The organism is Anoxybacillus ayderensis (genome assembly GCF_000833605.1).
GTDB lineage: Bacteria > Bacillota > Bacilli > Bacillales > Anoxybacillaceae > Anoxybacillus > Anoxybacillus ayderensis.
Genome location: NZ_JXTG01000003.1, coordinates 83,510 through 101,790 on the forward strand (window position 1 = coordinate 83,510; position 18,281 = coordinate 101,790).

Sequence of the window (18,281 nt, forward strand, 5' to 3'; positions counted from 1 at the left end):
TCACCCCTTTTTCCATCGTTCAATCCATTGTGCGAATTGTTGTTCAGTATACGTTTTCTTTTCATGCTCCCATATGCGTAAAAGAAGCGGCAATGGGAAATGAAGTTCACGAAATATATTCGTTTGCGTAAATACAAAGGCGGGTGTTCCGTGCAAAACGATGCGCCCATCATGCATGACAAACACTTCGTCCGCCCACTGCCAAACAAAATCGAGATCATGTGTAATAACGACAAGCGTCGTACCTGCTTCGTGCAACTCATTTAATTTACTGATTAAGCGCTCGCTTTGCAAACCGTCTAAATAAGCAGAAGGCTCATCGACAATAAGTAAGCGAGGTTGCGGAGCCATAGCTACCGCAAGCGATAACCATTTTTTTTGTCCAAGACTTAAGTGGTGAATCGGTATATCTCTCCATCGATGAAGTGAAAACTGCTCCATCACTTCATCCATCCGCTCACGATTTGATTCCAAACTAATCGCCAGTTCTTCTTCAATGGTCGGAGCTAAAAATTGGTGTTCTGGGTTTTGAAAAACGACGCCGACATGTTGTCGTAACTCGCGCCTTAACCGCCGATCTTCTACCTTTTTTCCTTCCCAATACACGTCTCCTCTCGTCGGACGGTAAATGCCGTTTGCATGAAGGAGCCATGTCGTTTTTCCACAACCATTTTTCCCAATTAACGCATATTTTTTCCCACGCTCAATCGTAAGCGATACACCTTTTAGCACATATGCGCCGTTTTGGTACGTATAATGAACATCATGAAACGTTAACATATAAGCCCTCCATCATAAGTAAAACAACGAGCCACACACATGTTTCGATCACATATTTTCGCGGCAATTGTTCGTCCGCACAAATCGGAAAAACAAATGATGCGTTCCTCGCCTCTTGTGCAATGATCGTTGCTTCATAGTCGCGCATCGTTTGGCGAAACAGTTGTGCAACGGCAAGTGAGGCGAGGCGCCAACTTCGTTCGCCATTTTTTATTCGCACCGTCATAAACAAATGCATCGCTGCTTTTTCTAACACAAAAATGAAGCGATACGTCAACAACAATAGCTCAATAAATGCTTTCGGGACGTGCCATTTGCTTAATGCATGAGCAATGCGAAAAAACGGCGTTGTGATCGCGAGAAAAAAGAGAGTAAACGAACTTGCCAATGCCCTCAAGCAAATCGTCGCCACTTCCGCCATATTTTCACCGACAAAGTGAATCGTTCGATCAACGGTAAAAAGAAGTGGAACACAGCTTCCGATCATGATAAGAACTATAACAATAAAAAAGTGAACACAAACACGCCAAGGTAAGCGCGCATGATAAAGAAGCCAGACGAATAGCCAAACGATAATGATACAGCGAACGACATTCGTTCCACATAACGCCCATATGAGCAACATACACGTAAGCATCAATTTAAATGTGACATTTAATTTAGCAAGCTTGTTTCGATAAGCCCATTCGTCAAGCCAACTAACCATTTCGCTTTCGCCCTTTATATAGCCCGATAATATATCCAATCACTCCAGCACCGAGCGCTGCTTGTACCGAAAATAGCAACGTCTCTACCTCACCGCCTGGCGGCTCAAATAAAACATGAAACCACGGTTCATAATGCGGAGCGGTTTGTTGAATCATTTCTTCCGCAAGCGTATCAGTCCCAGCGAACTCCGTATTTTTCACAATAAATAGCGGCAACACGATCAACAATGCAGCAATGAACACCAATATACGATTGCTCATTTAAAAAACACTCCCCTTTCCTCTAACACGTCTAACTCTCGCTTCGAGTACGTATGCAAAAAGTTCCATATGACGACGGTAATAAGCCCCTCCGTGATCGCAAGCGGTACTTGTGTCACCGCAAAAATGGAAGCGAATTTTAAAAATGCGCCCCATACGCCGCTTGTCACATCTGGAAATGCTAGGGCGAGTTGAAACGACGTCATGACGTATGTCGCCAAATCAGTCATCATCGCCGCTAAAAAGACGGAAATGCGCAGCGATATTCCACACTTTTTACATAGAACGAACAAGCCATACGCAACAAGCGGACCAACGACAGCCATGGAAAAAGCATTCGCCCCAAGCGTCGTCAACCCCCCATGCGCAAGCAAAAGCGCTTGAAACAATAACACTGCTGTACCAATGACCGTCATAATAAACGGTCCAAATAAAAGCGCTCCAAATCCTGTCCCGGTCGGATGCGAGCTACTTCCCGTCACCGATGGAATTTTTAATGCCGAGAGAACAAATGTAAACGCCGTCGCAAGCGCAAGAAGTAGTTTCACCTCTGGCTTTTGTTTCATTAAATGTGAAACATGGCGTATGCCGACAAAGAAAAATGGCAAGAAGAGCAACCACCAAACGAGCGCCCAACGCCAAGGTAAAAATCCTTCCATAATATGCATCGCATATGCAGATGGAGAAAGGGCAAAAAGAATGTATATCGCGATACAAACCGTCATCCACCATGTTTTTTTTCTCACTTTTCTTTCCCCCTCGTCGCCTGACTATATTTCGGCATTTTAAAACTTTCATCATATGTGTACGTCACATAATCACATAACATGTCGCCATCACGTACGTGTTTTCGGACAATGTCCCGCGCAACGCGCTCATCGATCGTACGATACCAAACACCTTCTGGATACACGATGACAACACACGCATCTTCGCAGCGACCGTTGCACCTCGTCCTCGTCGTATGTACGTAAGCATGTATTTGAAGTTGATCAATTTCATCGCGAATCGCTTGCGTCACCTCCTCTCCCCCCTTTCGCATGCAGCTTGCTCCATTGCAAATAAGTATATGATGTTTCGTTCCTTGCAAATTCCAAGTCGCCATATATGTCGCTCCTTTTTTCAAAATAAAAAAAGCACCTCTAGGCAGAGGTGCAGAAAAAACGAAAGATTCAAAAAATAAGATATAATCTATCTAAGCATACATCATCGCTATAACATCCATCGTTCCCGCACGTCTACCTATATTCCCGTAGGCAGCCGACGTATCGCAAGCAGGCAGGTCTCCTGGCTTAGGTTCATCATTTCGTTGCGCCTTCCCAAAAAATCAGTGGCACGTTGCAACGAAACTCCCCATCACAGTGGCGGGTACCGCGACGGCTTTGCACCGTTCTTCCCTTTTCAGCATACGTTTGTATGCACCGTACTTGCTCATCGTATATACGTTTTCAAAGAACATGATGTTAATCATATGATACACCATTTTTTTCTTCCCGCCTAGCCTGTTTACAAAAAAACACCTTCTTATTCAGAAGGCGCTTTGTAGTAATCGCACGAAAATCGTTTTACGAGCGTATGTGGAATGATAATTCGTTTAATTGGCTCGTTCGGATTTTCGATTTGTTGTATTAAATTTCTTGCCGCTTCAAAGCCAAGTTGGAAAATGTTAATGTCTACTGACGTTAGCGGCGGACGAGAAATTTCCGATAAAAGCACGTTGTTAAAGCTGACGATCGATAAATCTGTTGGCACGCTTAAGCCCATTTCTGCAAGCGTATTTAATACACCGAGCGCCATTAAATCGTCGGCGACAACGAGCGCAGTTGGCGGCTCAGCAAGTGAAAGGAGCTCTTTCATCGCCTCTTGCCCGCCTTCTTTTAAAAATTCTTCATGTACAATGTAATCTTTTCGATACGTCAGCCCTGCCGATTTCAACGCTTTTTCATATCCGCGCAAACGATCCATCGTCACAATGAGATTGACGTTTCCGCCGACAAAAGCGATGCGCTCATGGCCAAGTTCAATTAAATATTCTGTCGCCTCGCGTGCCGCGCGCACGTTATCGTTATCGACATGTGTAATTTCCTCCGCTTTTTTATGCGGTTTCCCGATGACGACAAACGGCACGTCTTCTTTTTGCAAATACGCCATAATTTTATCGTTCGCACGCGAATACAGCAAAATGACCCCATCGACGCGCTTTCCTTGCACCATATGCACAACGCCATCGTAAATTTCCGCTTCCGTTTCCCCCGTCGATAACTGTAACGCATATTGACGATCGTGCACCGCTTTACTGATGCCGCGAATCACTTCTGGGAAAAACGGGTTTTGAAACGCCTTATCCGCTGAACTTGGCATAATTAAACCGATCACTTGCGTCGACTTATTCGCTAAGCTGCGCGCGATAAAATTCGGATGATAGCCAAGCTCTTTCATCGCCTCGCGCACTTTTTTCTTCGTTTTCTCGCTAATGCGCGGGCTATCTGCGATGACGCGCGAAACAGTCGATGGTGCGACATTCGCTCGCTTCGCTACATCTTTAATCGTTACTGTCATAAAAATCCCCCATCTCTTACAAAACAATTGACGCTTCCTCTATCGCCCGTTGTTCACCGTTGACAACGACCGTTGACGGTACGTCTCCAACGAACACGACACGCAACTGCCAAGTTGGTTCGTACGCCCCTTCTGTTTCTACTTCGAAATAAACGGTATCATCCAAAAACGTCGCACGAATATGCATGTGTACATACTCTCCTTTTTCATATGCAAACGTCGTACCGTCATCATCATAAAGCGTATATGTCGATGTCCCTTCCTTCATTGTATACACATATAATGTCAACTGTTCATCCTTAATGAACGTCGATAGCTTCGCTTTAGCGTGAGCAATCATTGCCCCTTCCTTCACATATATCGGTAAACGATCAAGCGGCGCTTCAACGATATACCTTCTTCCACCTTCAAATCGCTCTTTCGTCCAATAATCGATCCAGCGTCCTTCTGGAAAATAAACGATGCGATGTTTCGTATATGGGCGAACGATCGGTGCGACCATCACTTGTTCGCCGATCATAAACTGATCCGATATATTCCATGTTTCTTCATCGTTCGGATATTCCATCATGAGCGGACGCATCATCGGCACACCTGTTTGATTTGCTTCAAAACATAACGTATACAAATGAGGAAGCCATTCATAACGCAATTCAATATATCGTTTAATGATTTGTTCGTATGTTTCCCCAAATGCCCACGGTTCTTGCCGCGCAAAACCGATCGCACAATGGTTGCGAAAATATGGGAAAAAAGCGCCGACTTGCGTCCAGCGAACGAGCAGCTCCCCATTCGTATCATGCGCAAAGCCACCGACATCCGCCCCGCAAAACGCAACAGCGGACACGCCTAAGTTTAAACACATCGGCAACGAAAGCTCAACATGTTCCCAAAAACTGCGGTTATCGCCCGTCCATACCGCCGCATAGCGATGAATGCCGGAAAATCCCGCGCGCGTCAATACAAACGGACGTTTTCCTTTCAATTGCTTTTTCAATCCGTAATATGTCGCCTCTGTCATCATCATGCCATATACGTTATGCACTTGGCGATGCGTTTTCCAGCCATCATGAACAACTTGTTCATCGATCGTTTTCGTCTCGTTAAACACAGACGGCTCATTCATATCGTTCCAAATTCCTTCTATGCCGATGTTTGTATAAAACGAGTGTTGTTCACCCCACCACTTTCGCACTTTTTTCTTTAAAAAGTCTGGGAACACGCTCGTCCCTGGCCAAACGTCTCCTTTGTATAACGTTCCATCTGCATATTTACAAAAATAATCTTTTTGCACTCCATTGCGATACGTTTCGTATTCTGCATCGACTTTCACGCCCGGATCGACAATCGGAACGATATGAACCCCCTGTTCTTTTGCATATTGAACGAGCGATTGCGGATGTGGAAATCGTTTTTGATCAAATGTAAATACGCGATACTCATCCATATAATGAATATCTAAATATACCGCATCAAGTGGAATTTGTTTCGTGCGAAACGTATGAATTAATTCGCGCACTTCTTGTTCTGTTTCATAACTATAACGCGATTGATGATACCCAAGCGCCCATTTCGGCGGGAGCGGCATGCGACCAATGAGGTGCGTATATTGCATTAACACATCTTTCGGATGCGGTCCAGCAAACACATAATAATCGAGCGCTCCCCCATCTGATGTAAACGTATAAAACGATTCATGACGTAAATCAAACGTCGTTTTATACGTATGGTCAAAAAAGATGCCGTGCGCATGTCCGTTTTTTAACACCATCATGTACGGATGTGATTGATATAGCGGATCTGTTTCTAAATTGTGCGGCGCATATACGTCTGTATTCCACATCGTCCATACTGCCCCGCGCTTATTTAATACACCCGTTTTCTCCCCTAAACCGTATACGACATCTGTCGGAGCGAGCGCATGTGTACAACGCATGCGCCCTTTCGCTTCAAAACATACAGGTTGTACGTCGCGAACAAGAAGCGTCCCTTCCTGATCGTATATCGCTAAACGAAACGGACTTCGCTCGATGATGACCGTCAGCTGTTTCGTCTGTAGTGTCCAACCGTTTTCTTCTTCCCGAACGTGCACATCCACTTTTTCTGGCGTTGCGACGACCGCAGGACTGACAGAGACGTACTTTTGATCGAACGGATCGATCGTCACTCGAACGATATCATCACGATAAAAATGTATTTTACCCGATGCTCGCTCGCACGTAAATGCAAATATTTGCTTTTTTCCTTCAATTTTTTGTACATGTCCAATCGGTTGCCATCTTTCCGCTTCATCTGTCTGATCAATCGGCCGAATCGCAAAACTTGTATCTTCTAACATGCTCTCTCCCCCATCATCATTATGCTTTTCGTTTACGTGCGAAGTATAAAAACAGACCAAATGCCGTATATACCGCAAGAAGCGCCGCAATAAACGGAATGTTTAAGCCCGTTTTTGGCGCAAGCACGTAAATTTCCGCCGTTTCGCGATCTAAAATGATGTCGTACTTGCCGTCTTTGCTGCGCACTAAATCTCCCGCCAGCAACCCGCGCAATTCTTTTCCTTGTTCTAGCTCATCGTCGAGCGTCACTTTTTGCGTTTTTGATGTATTGTTAATCGCAATTACCGTCGTTTCCTTTTCATACGTCCGTTTAAACAGAGCCATGCCGTCTTTTTCATAAAGCAATTCAAAATCACCGCGACGAAGCGACGGAAGTTTTTCACGCAATTCCCCGAGCTTTGTCACATAGTCAACGAGCTCTTTATCGGTACGGAAATTCATTAAACGACGGTTATCTGGATCTTCCCCGCCATCAAGCGCAATTTCTGTTCCATAGTACATGATTGGCATGCCCGGCGCTGCAAACAAATACGTCAATCCGAGCTTTAAACGCGTCACCGGATTGATGCGATTTTGCAACGCTAAACGCGTAAACCGAACGGTATCGTGATTATCTAAAAACGTTCCGAGCAAATACGGTCGATCATAAAACGCCGCATTTCGCTTCCATACGTTGTAAAGCGGCTCGATCGATTGATCGACGTTTGAAAAAATGGTTGACGCCTCTTTGTAAAACGGAAAGTCAATTAACGCATCGATGCCATGCTTCCCATATTCCGCGACATAGCGCGGATCGTCATGCCATACTTCTCCAAGAAGGAAAAAGTCTTGTTTCACCGACTTCACTTCTTTTGAAAACTCGTCCCAAAACGATTTTGGTACATGCTTCACCGTATCTAAACGATATCCGTCAACGTCTGTTTCTTTAATCCACCATTTCGCGACATCGAATAAATACGCTTTCACTTCCGGATTTTCTTGCGCTAAATCTGGGAGACCGAACAACCAACCGTTCTCTACTTCTTGTTGATTCGCCCAATTAAAAATGTCTTTTTTCTCATGAAACCAATCTTTTTTCGCCGGATCATTTAGCCACGGATGATTGTAACCTGTATGGTTGACGACGAAATCTAAAATGACTTTCATATCGCGCTTATGCGCCTCTTTCACAAGCCGTTTGAAGTCATCAAGCGTTCCAAAATGCTCTTCTACTTTATAAAAGTCTTCAATCCAATAGCCGTGATATCCGCCTTTTTCGTTCGCAAAAATCGGCGTCAGCCAAATCGCTGTAAAACCCATTCCTTTTATGTAGTCGAGCTTGTCAATAATTCCTTGTAAATCGCCGCCATGGTATGCTTTCGGATCATGCACATTTACATCGTAATCGTTTTTCGGATTCCCGTTATTAAAACGGTCGACCATAATAAAATAAATGCGTTCATCTTGCCACGTTCGCTCCGTTTTCGCACTCGCTGGCGTCGTCACAGACAACAACAAAACAAAAATAAGTAGCGCACGAAATACACGTTTCATTTCATTTCACTCCCCATTCATTCCAAAGCTTCTTATGTTCTTATGTTAATATATCTCTAAATAGTAAGAAAGGAAAGAACCAAAACGATTCTTTCCTTTCGTTTCTCATCCTTTTGTTCCACCTGCCGTTAAGCCAGAGACGAAATACTTTTGGAATGAAAGGAAGAGAATAGCGATCGGCACAGCAATTAATACCGAACCTGCCGCAAACGTTGTAAATTCGCTACCGAACTGCTTCGCCACTAAATCGTACAATCCGACCGCTAGCGTATATTTTTCTTTGCTGCGCAGCAAAACGCTCGCTAAAATGAAATCGCCAAACGGTGCAATAAACGTAAAGAGCGCCACGACCGCAATAATTGGCTTCGCAAGCGGTAAAACGATTTGGAAGAAAATGCGCAAATGCCCGGCTCCGTCAATTTTCGCCGATTCATCAAGCTCTTTCGGAATCGTATCTAAATACCCTTTCATCAGCCACGTATTCATCGGAATGGCACCACCGACGTATACGAGAATTAACCCTAAATGCGTATCAACTAATCCCGTTAAAAGCGCTAAAATGAAAATCGCAATGAGCGCCGCAAAGTTTGGAATCATTTGCAAAATTAAAAACGTCATCAACCCATTTTGGCGTCCAATAAACCGATAACGCGAAAACGAATACGCTGTTAAACTGACTAAAATAACCGAAAAAATCATCGTCAACGTTGAAATTTTTAACGAGTTCCAATACCAAATGAGATAATCGCTTTGTGACGTATCAAATAACTTTTTATAATGAGCGAGCGTGGCGTTGTCTGGAATCATTTTCGAACCGGACAAACTTTGTCCCGGGTTAAACGACGAGCCAACGACCCAAAGAAGCGGATAGACGATAACGATCGTCATCGCCAAAATGACTGCATACGACAACGTCAGCCGAATGAGTTTTTGTCTTTTCATATCCATATTACATCATATCCTCTTCTTTAAATGATTTTGTTCTTCTAAATTGCCATAATGCAACGGATACGACAACGAGTGAAAGCAATAACGTAATTGCCGCTGCTTTCGAATATTGCGCAGATGTCATCGTTAAACGATAAATCCATGAAATTAAAATGTCAGTCGCACCAGCATTTTGCCCGGATACCGCAGGGCCGCCACCATTAAATAAGTAAATGATGTTAAAGTTGTTGAAGTTAAACGTATATTGCGTAATTAAAATTGGCGCTGTCGCATACAACACGAGCGGAAGGGTAATTTTCGTAAACTTTTGCCAGCTTGAAGCGCCATCGACTGTTGCCGCCTCGTACAATTCGTTCGGAATGGCTTGCAATACCCCTGTTGTCATCGCAAAGACGAATGGGAACCCGAGCCACGTTTGAATCAAAATGAGCGCAACTTTCGTCCAAAACGGATCCGTCATCCACTCGATCGGTCCGATGCCTAACGATGCTAAAATCGTTTTATTAATGACCCCGAACGATTCGTTAAACATGCCTGAAAAGACGAGAATTGTCACGAACGCCGGAACAGCCCAAGGTAAAATGAAAATCGTCCGAATGATCGCTTTTCCTTTTAAATCTTTTTGGTTTACGATAATCGCTAAGAAAATACCGAGCGCAATTTGTAACGTCGTTGCCCCAAACGTCCAAACGATCGTCCAAGCGAGGACGTTAATAAACGTTTTTCGCCAAAGATCGAGCTTCACTAAATCAATGAAGTTTTGAAACCCTACCCAGTCAACGAGTTTAGCTGGTGGGGAATGATATAAGTCATAGTTTGTAAACGCCAATAAGACGACGAAAATAATCGGGAAAATGACAACGAATACGAGCAAAATAAAACCTGGCGAAATCATTAAATATGGAAAGCCGTTGTCAACGAGCGCGCGATATTGCTCGCGCAACGAGCTAATTTTCAACCCTAAATCACGCTTTTGCCCATTTTTATAAGCATCGCGCAAGTTAAACGCATAAAAACCGAGCCCAAACACGGAAATAATAACGGCTAAAATTCCTTCAACAAGCAAGAAAATGGAATGGTCACGTCCGACGACTTCACCGAGCGTAAAGATGCCCCACCATCCCATATTTAATAAATCTTTAAAAACGATCAAAAACGAAGCAGCTAAAATGAAAAACGAAATGCCTTTGACGTATTGACGATTATATAGTTGTCCAAATCCCGGAATGAGCGATAAACCGAGGGCAATTTTCCGATGATTTGATTGATACATTGGTGTTTCCATTGATTTTGTCTCCTTTCTAAAACGATGGCGAGGAGCGCACTTGAATGTGAATAAGTAAACAAAAAAAAGAAAGTTGAAGCAGTACCTCTACAAGAGAGGTACCGCTCGTTACTTACTTGCTTGGATGGTTCGTTTCAATGTTCGTTTTAATTGTTTTTACAGCTTCATCAAGCGCTTGTTTTGGCTCTGCTTTTTGGTTTGCAACAAGTTGAAGCGCTGTCGCCATTGGTCCCCATACTTCTGCCATTTCAGGAATGTTTGGCATCGGAATCGCATATTGAGATTGGATCGCAACAGCTTTTGCTCCTTCATCTTCTGCGATTAACGGATCGTTAATGAGCGACTTCACTGGCGGAATTTCGCGCGTTAACTCAAAGCGTTTTTTCGCATTCTCTTCATTTGTAATAAATTCAATAAGTTTTGTTGCCCACTCCGGATGTTTCGAGAAGGCAGATACGTGCCAACCTTTTACACCCATAAACGTTTTTACAGGCTCACCGTTTGGCAATTTTGGCATTGGCGCTACACCGATATCGATGCCTGCATCACGCATACCTTGGAACGCCCACGGACCGTTCATGACAGACGCTGCTTTTCCTTCGTTAAATAAACCGTCCATCGCTGAACCGCCGTTTTCACCGATAATACCTTTCGGGAACAACTCTTTATACCATTTTTGGATATACTCTGTTCCTTTTACTGCCCCTTCGTTATTTAAGCCAATATCGTTGCGATCTAACGCACCGTTATTGTTTTTAAATACGTAACCGCCCATACCCGCGATAACGCCATGTGCGAAATAGAAGTTATCCCAAAGCGCTAAGAAACCGTATTGATCGCCTTTTGTGAACTCTTTTGAGAACTGATACAATTCGTCCATCGTTTCAGGCGCTTTGTCCATTAATTTTTTGTTGTAAATGAATACAGGAGTTTCTACTGCTTTTGGAAGTCCGTATAACTTTCCATCATACATTTGCGCCGCAATTGAAGATTCTGTAAACGTATCTAATACCGCTTGATCGACGTTAATTTCGCGAATTAATCCTTCCGTCACGAGCTGACCGATTTGGTCATGTGGAACAGTGATGACGTCAGGACCTGTGCCTGCTGGACCATCTAAACGAAGTTGATCGCGTTGTTTTGTCGCCATTTCAACTTCTTTGTACTCCACTTTAATGCCGTACTTTTCTTCGAACGCTTTAATCGCTGGCTCTAACGCCACCCCACGCTTGACGTCTTCCCAAACGACAAGCTTTTCTGGTTTTGGCGGCATGCCGTCTTCGGATACTTCTGTTTTTCCTTCATTTTCATTTTCTTTTGGCTTTGCCTCATCTTGTGGACCACAACCTGCCATCACACCTGCAAGCAACGCAAGCGATGAAAAAATGGATACCGTCTTTTTCATTTCGACCCCTCCTGTGTTTTAAGCAATACGTACAAACGCTTTCATTTTTTTGCGAAAACGATTGCACAACCTTTATCTTCATTATACAATCATTTTTCGTTTTGACAACTATTTTTTTCATCTTTTTTTGAATGAATGTTGACTTTTTACTGTCTTTCATTTTACGCTTGACATAGGCATTGTATGCGCTTCCTTAAACGGTCGCATCAAGAGCACCTCAATATGTGATAAAAAGCGCAATCGATTGCGCGTGAAATAGAGAGGAGAGAGTGAAACATGTTGAAAGAAGCGATTTACCATCGTCCAAAAGATGCGTTTGCTTATGCATACGATGAGCGAACGTTACATATTCGTTTACGGACAAAAAAAGATGATGTCGATGCCGTCTTTCTTCTTTTCGGCGACCCGTACGTATGGGAAGATGGCGCGTGGCAATTTGATAAGCAACCGATGCAAAAAAGCGGTTGTGACGCCCTATTTGATTATTGGTTTATCGCCATGCAACCACCGTATCGCCGCTTGCGCTACGGATTTGAATTGCACGATGAGGAAAACGTGCTCGTCTATACGGAAAAAGGCTTTTATGACAAAGCGCCAACAGACGATACCGCATACTATTTTTGTTTTCCATTTTTAAACCGCATCGACGTTTTTGACGCACCTAGCTGGGTGAAGGATACAGTATGGTATCAAATTTTCCCTGAACGGTTCGCCAACGGCAATCCGAAATTAAATCCGCCACATACGCTCCCGTGGGGAAGCGTCGATCCGACGACAACGAGCTTTTTTGGCGGCGATTTTGAAGGGATTATCGAACGGTTAGACTATCTTGTCGAGCTCGGCATTAACGGCATTTATTTTACGCCGATTTTTAAAGCCCCGTCGAACCATAAATACGATACGATCGACTATTTTGAAATCGACCCGCAATTTGGCGATAAACAAACGTTTAAACGGCTCGTTGAGGCGTGCCATGAAAAAGGCATTCGCGTCATGCTCGATGCGGTATTTAATCATAGCGGCTATTATTTCGCTCCGTTTCAAGATGTATTAAAAAACGGGGAGTCATCTCGCTATAAAGATTGGTTCCATATTCGTCACTTTCCGCTTCAAACCGAACCAATTCCAAATTACGATACGTTTGCGTTCGTGCCGGAAATGCCGAAGCTAAATACAGAAAACCCGGAAGTGAAGCAATATTTATTAGACGTCGCAACATATTGGATTCGCGAATTTGACATTGACGGATGGCGGTTAGATGTGGCGAATGAAGTCGATCATCAATTTTGGCGCGAGTTTCGCCAAGCGGTAAAAGCGATCAAACCGGACGTGTACATTCTCGGTGAAATTTGGCACGATGCGATGCCGTGGTTACGAGGAGATCAATTTGATGCGGTCATGAACTATCCGTTTACAAACGGGGCGCTGAACTATTTCGCGAAAGGACATGTGTGCGCGAGCGAATTTGCGAACACGATCGTTCACGTATGGCATAACTATCCGCAAAACGTAAACGAAGTTGCCTTTCATTTGCTCGGCAGCCACGACACGCCGCGCATTCTCACGCAATGCGACGAACAAAAAGAAAAAGTGAAACTTATGTTTACGTTCCAACTTTCTTTCAGCGGATCACCATGCATATATTACGGAGACGAAATCGGTCTAACTGGCGGTCAAGACCCGCTTTGCCGAAAATGTATGGTATGGGAAAAGGAAAAGCAAGACCGCGATTTATTTGCGCACGTGCAAACGCTCATTTCATTGCGCAAACAATATCGTGCCTTGCGCTTCGGAGAGTTTCATGTGTTAGAAACAAACGATGAAACGAATCATATCGCTTACGTGAAAACATATGACGACGAAACGATTGTTTGCGTATTAAACAACGGGGAAGCCCCATTGGAATGGACCGTTCCGTTTTCACTTGCTGACAAAACGGTCACAAACCTTTGGACAAACGAGCAAATGACGGAGCAAACGATGACAATCGAGCCGTACGGCTTTCGAATGCTGCTCGTACAAGCTACGTCCGCTGAATAAAGCGACGATATTCGCTTGGTGTCATCCCTTCCATTTTTTTAAATACGCGCGAAAAATACGCGCCATCTTCAAATCCGACTTGTTTTGCGATCGCCGCGACCGTCTCATTCGTCGCGGCTAATTTTTTCTTTGCCATCTTTAGCCGATAATCGTTTACATATTGCAACGCGCTCATGCCGATCGTTTTTTGCATGCAACGCGAAATGTAGTCTGGATGAAGGCGAAGCGCATGAGCGAGATGCCCCATGTCAAACGGCTCTCCGTAATGACGATGAATATACTCCATCGCCGCGGCACATACATGCTCGGCAGCAGACGGAATATGAAGCATTTGTTTTTGCAGTTGAACGATCCATTGAGCGAATAACAACTGTTGCGTTAACGAATGATCCGGCGTTTGTTGCTCGCGGACAATGTGTTGAAGCATCGCCTCCATCCCCGCTTGTTTCAACTTTCCATATTGGGGGATAAACAAGCGATATTGCGCATAATCGACATATGTAGCCTCTCTCTCAATAATATCACCCCATCCGTACGGCTGTTTTTCGACACGATCGTATTTTGGTATTGAAAAATGAATCCAAATAAAATGCGTATCTTCATCGCACGGCTCATGCCCATAATGTTCAAAGCCCGGGCATAAAATGACGTATTCCCCTTCACGGACAACGAACGTTTCATCTTGTTCGGTCATATATAGCGTCCCTTTTTGCACATACAAAAAATCGAATACAGAAAACGTGCGGCGAAAATGTTTCATTCCTTTTCGAAACATCGCCTCGCCCCCTTTAATAAAAACAGGAAACGGCGGAACGGAAAACGATATATACACAAGCCCCCTCCTTTCAGTCGGAAATGTACAAAAGTAATCGTCTTTTTCCCTTTTTTCCATTATAACAATCCATTAAACTAAAAACAGTTTGCAAGTCGGAAATCGTAAAGGAGTTGTCTTCTTTGGCAAAAAAGCTTTCTTTATTTGCGCTCACTTGGCCGATTTTTATTGAATTGACGCTTCATATGTTAACGGGCAACGCCGATACGTTTATGCTTAGCCAATATGCAGATGAAGCGGTTGCTGCGGTCGGGGTAGCGAATCAACTGTTGTTTATGGTCGTTGTCATGTTTGGCTTTATCGCAACAGGAACATCGATTTTAATTGCACAATATGCTGGGGCAAATGATGAAAAAACAGCTTCCTACATCGGAGCTGTTTCCATTTGGGCAAATATGCTATTTGGCGTCGTATTAAGTGTTGCCCTTTGGGCAGGAAGCGACACTCTTCTTCACCTTATGAACGTCCCGAATGAACTTATTGCTGATGCGCGCGCTTATTTGTGGATTGTCGGCGGCTTTTCGTTTGTGCAAGCGCTCATTATGACGCTCGGGGCGATATTGCGCAGCTACGGGTTTACGCGCGACATGATGAACATTACGATCGGGGTTAATATATTAAACATCATTGGAAACTATTTCGTTTTGTTTGGGCCGTTTGGCTTACCTGTATTAGGTGTCGAAGGGGTCGCTTGGTCAACGACGATCAGCCGTATCATCGGTCTTGTCATTGGATTTTTTCTCATCATGAAGCGTCTCCCACATCCGCTTCCGCTTTTGTCAAAAGAGGCGCTTTCATTTGCTTACGTGAAACAACTATTAAAAATCGGCATTCCATCTGCAGGTGAACATGTCGCTTACAATACGTCGCAGCTTGTCATCACCTATTTCATTACGATGCTTGGCACAGAGGCGTTAACGACAAGAGTATATACGCAAAACATCATGATGTTTATTTTTTTATTTAGCGTCGCTATCGGGCAAGGGACGCAAATTATCGTCGGGCATCTCGTTGGGGCGGAACGGTTTCATGAGGCGTATACCCGTTGCTTGCGGAGCTTACGGCTCGCTGTCATCATTTCGTTTGCTGTTGCGGCGTTGTTTTCCGTCTTTTCCGATCAACTGTTTTCCATTTTCACAAGCAACAAACGGATGATTGAAACAGGCGGGACGCTCATTTTGCTTACGATGCTTCTTGAGCCCGGGCGTTCTTTTAATCTCGTCATTATTAACTCTTTACGCGCGGCCGGCGATGTAAAATTTCCTGTCTACATCGGTATCGCATCGATGTGGGGAGTAAGCGTCCCGCTCGCCTATATTCTTGGCATTTCGTTCGATCTCGGTTTAGTCGGCGTCTGGCTTGCCTTTACAGCAGACGAATGGCTGCGCGGTTTGCTCGTCTATTGGCGCTGGAAATCAAACGTATGGCGCACAAAATCGTTCGTCAAAAAGGAAGCGACAGCTTAACGCCAAGCAAATGGTTAGCGACGTTTTGCCCGCTAATGACAACCATTGGCGATCCACCTCTCACGTGGATTGCCCCCAAATATAATGCTGAAATTTCCTTACATTCTTTCGACAGACGTAAATTGAACAAAAAAATACAGAAAAAAAGACAGCCGTTTTTTTAGCTGTCTGTTAACCGAATGTTATAATGCTCAAACCATTCGTGAAATTGAATGAAATACGCTAACAGCTGCGGACCAGACATGAGTTGACCGAACCATGGAATGCGAAACGATTGCCCTTTCGTTTCCACTAATTTCTTTAACTTCTTTCGATCAAACAATTCATATAAAACGGACGAGCGATTCGTTAAAATCGTCTCTAGCCGTTCAGCCACGATGTCCGTATAACGTGGATGATGTGTTTTCGGATACGGACTTTTTTTCCGATACAACACGTCATTTGGTAAAATGCCTTCAAACGCTTTGCGTAAAATTCCTTTTTCACGATTGTTGTACATTTTCATCTCCCACGGAATGTTCCATACATACTCAACGAGGCGATGGTCAGCAAACGGCACGCGCACTTCTAAACTTGCCGCCATACTCATTCGGTCTTTCCGGTCTAACAACGTCGTCATAAACCAAATCATATTTAAATAAAACAGTTCGCGACGGCGCGCTTCTTCCGCACTTTCTCCGTCTGCGTGAGGAACTTCACGAAGCGTTTCTTTATAACGCATATCGGCATACTCATGAAGCGGCAGTTTTTCGCGCCACGTTTCATTGAGAAGATCGAACCGCTCATCTAACGACCGCATCCACGGAAATCCATCTCGCTCAAAATCTTCTTTTCTATGGAACCACGGATACCCCCCAAAAATTTCGTCTGCACATTCACCTGACAAACTAACGACAAATTGTTGCTTGATTTGACGGCAAAACCAAAGAAGCGATGAATCAATATCCGCCATCCCCGGCAAATCACGGGCAACGACTGCCGCTTTTAAATCATCGGCTAATTGTTGTTGAGAAATGACGCACGTATGATGGACGGTTTGAAACGCATCCGACATTTGTTTAATCCATGGTCCGTCACTGTTCGGTTGAAATGCGTTCGCTGTAAAATATTGTTCGTTTTCTTCGTAATCAATGGAATACGTATGAAGTGATCCTTTTCCTTCACGTTCAAACGCCTTCGCAGCAATCGCGGTAATCGCACTCGAATCCACCCCACCCGATAAAAACGTACAAACAGGTACATCGGAAACGAGTTGTCGCGTAATCGCATCGATTAGCAACGTCCGAATATGTTCTACCGTTTCATCAAATGAATGCTCATGCGGTGCGCTTTTTACGTTCCAATATCGCCATTGACGCACGCCGCTTTGTTGAACGATCATCGCATGAGCCGGGCGCAATTCATAAATGGTTCGAAACACGCCATGCCCCGGTGTGCGCGACGGACCGAGCGCTAAAATTTCACATAAACTTTCGCGATCAATTTCAGTGCGAACGTTTGGATGAGCCAAAATCGCTTTTATTTCTGAAGCGAATAAAAACTCCCCTTGTTCATAGCGGTAAAATAACGGTTTGACTCCTAAACGATCGCGCGCTAAAAACAATTGCTTTCGCTCATCGTCCCATACCGCAAACGCAAAAATGCCGTTCAGATGATCGACACATTGTTCACGCCACTCCATGTAAGCAGTAAGCAACACTTCCGTATCCGAATGCCCTTGAAACGTATATCCTTTTTTCAATAACTCTGTTCGAATATCTTCTGTATTATATAGCTCCCCATTATAACAAATCGTATAACGATAGCCGTTTTTCATTCGCGTCATCGGCTGCACGCCACCTGCTGGATCAACAACAACAAGCCGCTTATGTCCGAATGCGACATGATCGTCAAGCCATACGTTCGTATCATCAGGTCCCCGCAGCGAAAGCGTATTGACCATCGCCAGCACCGTTTCTTTTTCTTGGCGTAAATGACGCCCAAAATGAACCCATCCGGTAATTCCGCACACGTCAATCATTCCCTTCTGTTGTGAACAAGTATGAAGCATGCTTTTATTTTATGCACCGTTTATATAAATGATGAGTTGTCTATAATGGCGTACGGAAGGAATTGACACGAAGGAG

Annotated in this window: 15 protein-coding genes and 1 riboswitch; of the genes, 2 read left to right on the forward strand and 13 right to left on the reverse strand. The window is 44.1% G+C overall.

Annotated elements, in window-relative coordinates:
- The 11 genes from JV16_RS04750 to JV16_RS04800 all read right to left on the reverse strand — a co-directional run bounded on the left by JV16_RS04750 (nt 1) and on the right by JV16_RS04800 (nt 11,817).
- The gene (locus JV16_RS04750) at nt 1-780 is read right to left on the reverse strand and encodes an energy-coupling factor ABC transporter ATP-binding protein (RefSeq protein ID WP_021094021.1); all 780 of its coding nucleotides are present in this window, start codon (nt 778-780) and stop codon (nt 1-3) included.
- On the reverse strand, nt 764-1,486 hold the full coding sequence (locus tag JV16_RS04755; protein WP_021094020.1) for a CbiQ family ECF transporter T component: 723 nt from the start codon (nt 1,484-1,486) through the stop codon (nt 764-766). Before JV16_RS04755 ends, JV16_RS04750 begins: the two co-directional genes overlap by 17 nt.
- Nucleotides 1,479-1,748: an energy-coupling factor ABC transporter substrate-binding protein gene (locus JV16_RS04760; protein ID WP_021094019.1), complete on the reverse strand. Its 270-nt coding sequence runs from the start codon at nt 1,746-1,748 to the stop codon at nt 1,479-1,481. Before JV16_RS04760 ends, JV16_RS04755 begins: the two co-directional genes overlap by 8 nt.
- Complete coding sequence (locus JV16_RS04765) at nt 1,745-2,473, reverse strand: energy-coupling factor ABC transporter permease (protein ID WP_035062933.1); 729 nt, start codon at nt 2,471-2,473, stop codon at nt 1,745-1,747. Before JV16_RS04765 ends, JV16_RS04760 begins: the two co-directional genes overlap by 4 nt.
- A gap of 17 nt (nt 2,474-2,490) precedes the next feature.
- Nucleotides 2,491-2,853, reverse strand: coding sequence for a (2Fe-2S) ferredoxin domain-containing protein (locus JV16_RS04770; RefSeq protein ID WP_021094017.1), 363 nt, complete (start codon nt 2,851-2,853; stop codon nt 2,491-2,493).
- A gap of 155 nt (nt 2,854-3,008) precedes the next feature.
- Nucleotides 3,009-3,190, reverse strand: a riboswitch (cobalamin riboswitch).
- An 82-nt stretch (nt 3,191-3,272) separates the two neighbouring features.
- Nucleotides 3,273-4,307, reverse strand: coding sequence for a LacI family DNA-binding transcriptional regulator (locus JV16_RS04775; RefSeq protein WP_019417910.1), 1,035 nt, complete (start codon nt 4,305-4,307; stop codon nt 3,273-3,275).
- Between the two features lie 16 nt (nt 4,308-4,323).
- Complete coding sequence (locus tag JV16_RS04780; RefSeq protein ID WP_042534509.1) at nt 4,324-6,645, reverse strand: glycoside hydrolase family 31 protein; 2,322 nt, start codon at nt 6,643-6,645, stop codon at nt 4,324-4,326.
- A gap of 19 nt (nt 6,646-6,664) precedes the next feature.
- Nucleotides 6,665-8,179, reverse strand: a complete 1,515-nt coding sequence (locus tag JV16_RS04785; protein WP_042534511.1) for an alpha-amylase family glycosyl hydrolase — start codon at nt 8,177-8,179, stop codon at nt 6,665-6,667.
- Nucleotides 8,180-8,284: 105 nt separating this feature from the next.
- On the reverse strand, nt 8,285-9,127 hold the full coding sequence (locus tag JV16_RS04790; RefSeq protein ID WP_042534513.1) for a sugar ABC transporter permease: 843 nt from the start codon (nt 9,125-9,127) through the stop codon (nt 8,285-8,287).
- 1 nt (nt 9,128) lies between these two features.
- Nucleotides 9,129-10,412 (reverse strand): carbohydrate ABC transporter permease, encoded by a 1,284-nt coding sequence (locus JV16_RS04795; protein WP_042534515.1) that lies wholly within the window; start codon nt 10,410-10,412, stop codon nt 9,129-9,131.
- 112 nt (nt 10,413-10,524) lie between these two features.
- Nucleotides 10,525-11,817: an extracellular solute-binding protein gene (locus JV16_RS04800; protein ID WP_042534517.1), complete on the reverse strand. Its 1,293-nt coding sequence runs from the start codon at nt 11,815-11,817 to the stop codon at nt 10,525-10,527.
- Nucleotides 11,818-12,093: 276 nt separating this feature from the next.
- Between JV16_RS04800 and JV16_RS04805 the strand changes: the two genes are divergently transcribed.
- Nucleotides 12,094-13,857 carry an alpha-glycosidase gene (locus JV16_RS04805; protein ID WP_042534519.1) on the forward strand — a complete coding sequence of 588 codons (1,764 nt, stop codon included), beginning with the start codon at nt 12,094-12,096 and terminating at the stop codon, nt 13,855-13,857.
- Here the strand turns inward: JV16_RS04805 and JV16_RS04810 are convergent.
- Nucleotides 13,841-14,689, reverse strand: a complete 849-nt coding sequence (locus JV16_RS04810; protein WP_042534521.1) for a helix-turn-helix domain-containing protein — start codon at nt 14,687-14,689, stop codon at nt 13,841-13,843. The two genes, JV16_RS04805 and JV16_RS04810, sit on opposite strands and share 17 nt — an antisense overlap.
- A 122-nt stretch (nt 14,690-14,811) precedes the next feature.
- Here JV16_RS04810 and JV16_RS04815 point away from each other — a divergent pair, with 122 nt between their 5' ends.
- Nucleotides 14,812-16,155, forward strand: a complete 1,344-nt coding sequence (locus JV16_RS04815) for an MATE family efflux transporter (protein WP_084220262.1) — start codon at nt 14,812-14,814, stop codon at nt 16,153-16,155.
- Nucleotides 16,156-16,315: 160 nt separating this feature from the next.
- On the opposite strand, the gene asnB is transcribed toward JV16_RS04815, so the two are convergent.
- Nucleotides 16,316-18,166, reverse strand: a complete 1,851-nt coding sequence (gene asnB, locus JV16_RS04820) for an asparagine synthase (glutamine-hydrolyzing) (RefSeq protein WP_042534659.1) — start codon at nt 18,164-18,166, stop codon at nt 16,316-16,318.
- Nucleotides 18,167-18,281: the final 115 nt, after the last annotated feature.

Bases quoted from the DNA above. Each gene is read 5' to 3' on its own strand.
- JV16_RS04790 (WP_042534513.1), bottom strand. From the start codon at position 9,127: ATGGATATGAAAAGACAAAAACTCATTCGGCTGACGTTGTCGTATGCA.
- JV16_RS04775 (WP_019417910.1), bottom strand. From the start codon at position 4,307: ATGACAGTAACGATTAAAGATGTAGCGAAGCGAGCGAATGTCGCACCA.
- JV16_RS04795 (WP_042534515.1), bottom strand. From the start codon at position 10,412: ATGGAAACACCAATGTATCAATCAAATCATCGGAAAATTGCCCTCGGT.
- JV16_RS04800 (WP_042534517.1), bottom strand. From the start codon at position 11,817: ATGAAAAAGACGGTATCCATTTTTTCATCGCTTGCGTTGCTTGCAGGT.
- JV16_RS04755 (WP_021094020.1), bottom strand. From the start codon at position 1,486: ATGGTTAGTTGGCTTGACGAATGGGCTTATCGAAACAAGCTTGCTAAA.
- JV16_RS04805 (WP_042534519.1), top strand. From the start codon at position 12,094: ATGTTGAAAGAAGCGATTTACCATCGTCCAAAAGATGCGTTTGCTTAT.
- JV16_RS04785 (WP_042534511.1), bottom strand. From the start codon at position 8,179: ATGAAACGTGTATTTCGTGCGCTACTTATTTTTGTTTTGTTGTTGTCT.
- JV16_RS04750 (WP_021094021.1), bottom strand. From the start codon at position 780: ATGTTAACGTTTCATGATGTTCATTATACGTACCAAAACGGCGCATAT.
- JV16_RS04765 (WP_035062933.1), bottom strand. From the start codon at position 2,473: ATGACGGTTTGTATCGCGATATACATTCTTTTTGCCCTTTCTCCATCT.
- JV16_RS04770 (WP_021094017.1), bottom strand. From the start codon at position 2,853: ATGGCGACTTGGAATTTGCAAGGAACGAAACATCATATACTTATTTGC.
- JV16_RS04780 (WP_042534509.1), bottom strand. From the start codon at position 6,645: ATGTTAGAAGATACAAGTTTTGCGATTCGGCCGATTGATCAGACAGAT.
- JV16_RS04760 (WP_021094019.1), bottom strand. From the start codon at position 1,748: ATGAGCAATCGTATATTGGTGTTCATTGCTGCATTGTTGATCGTGTTG.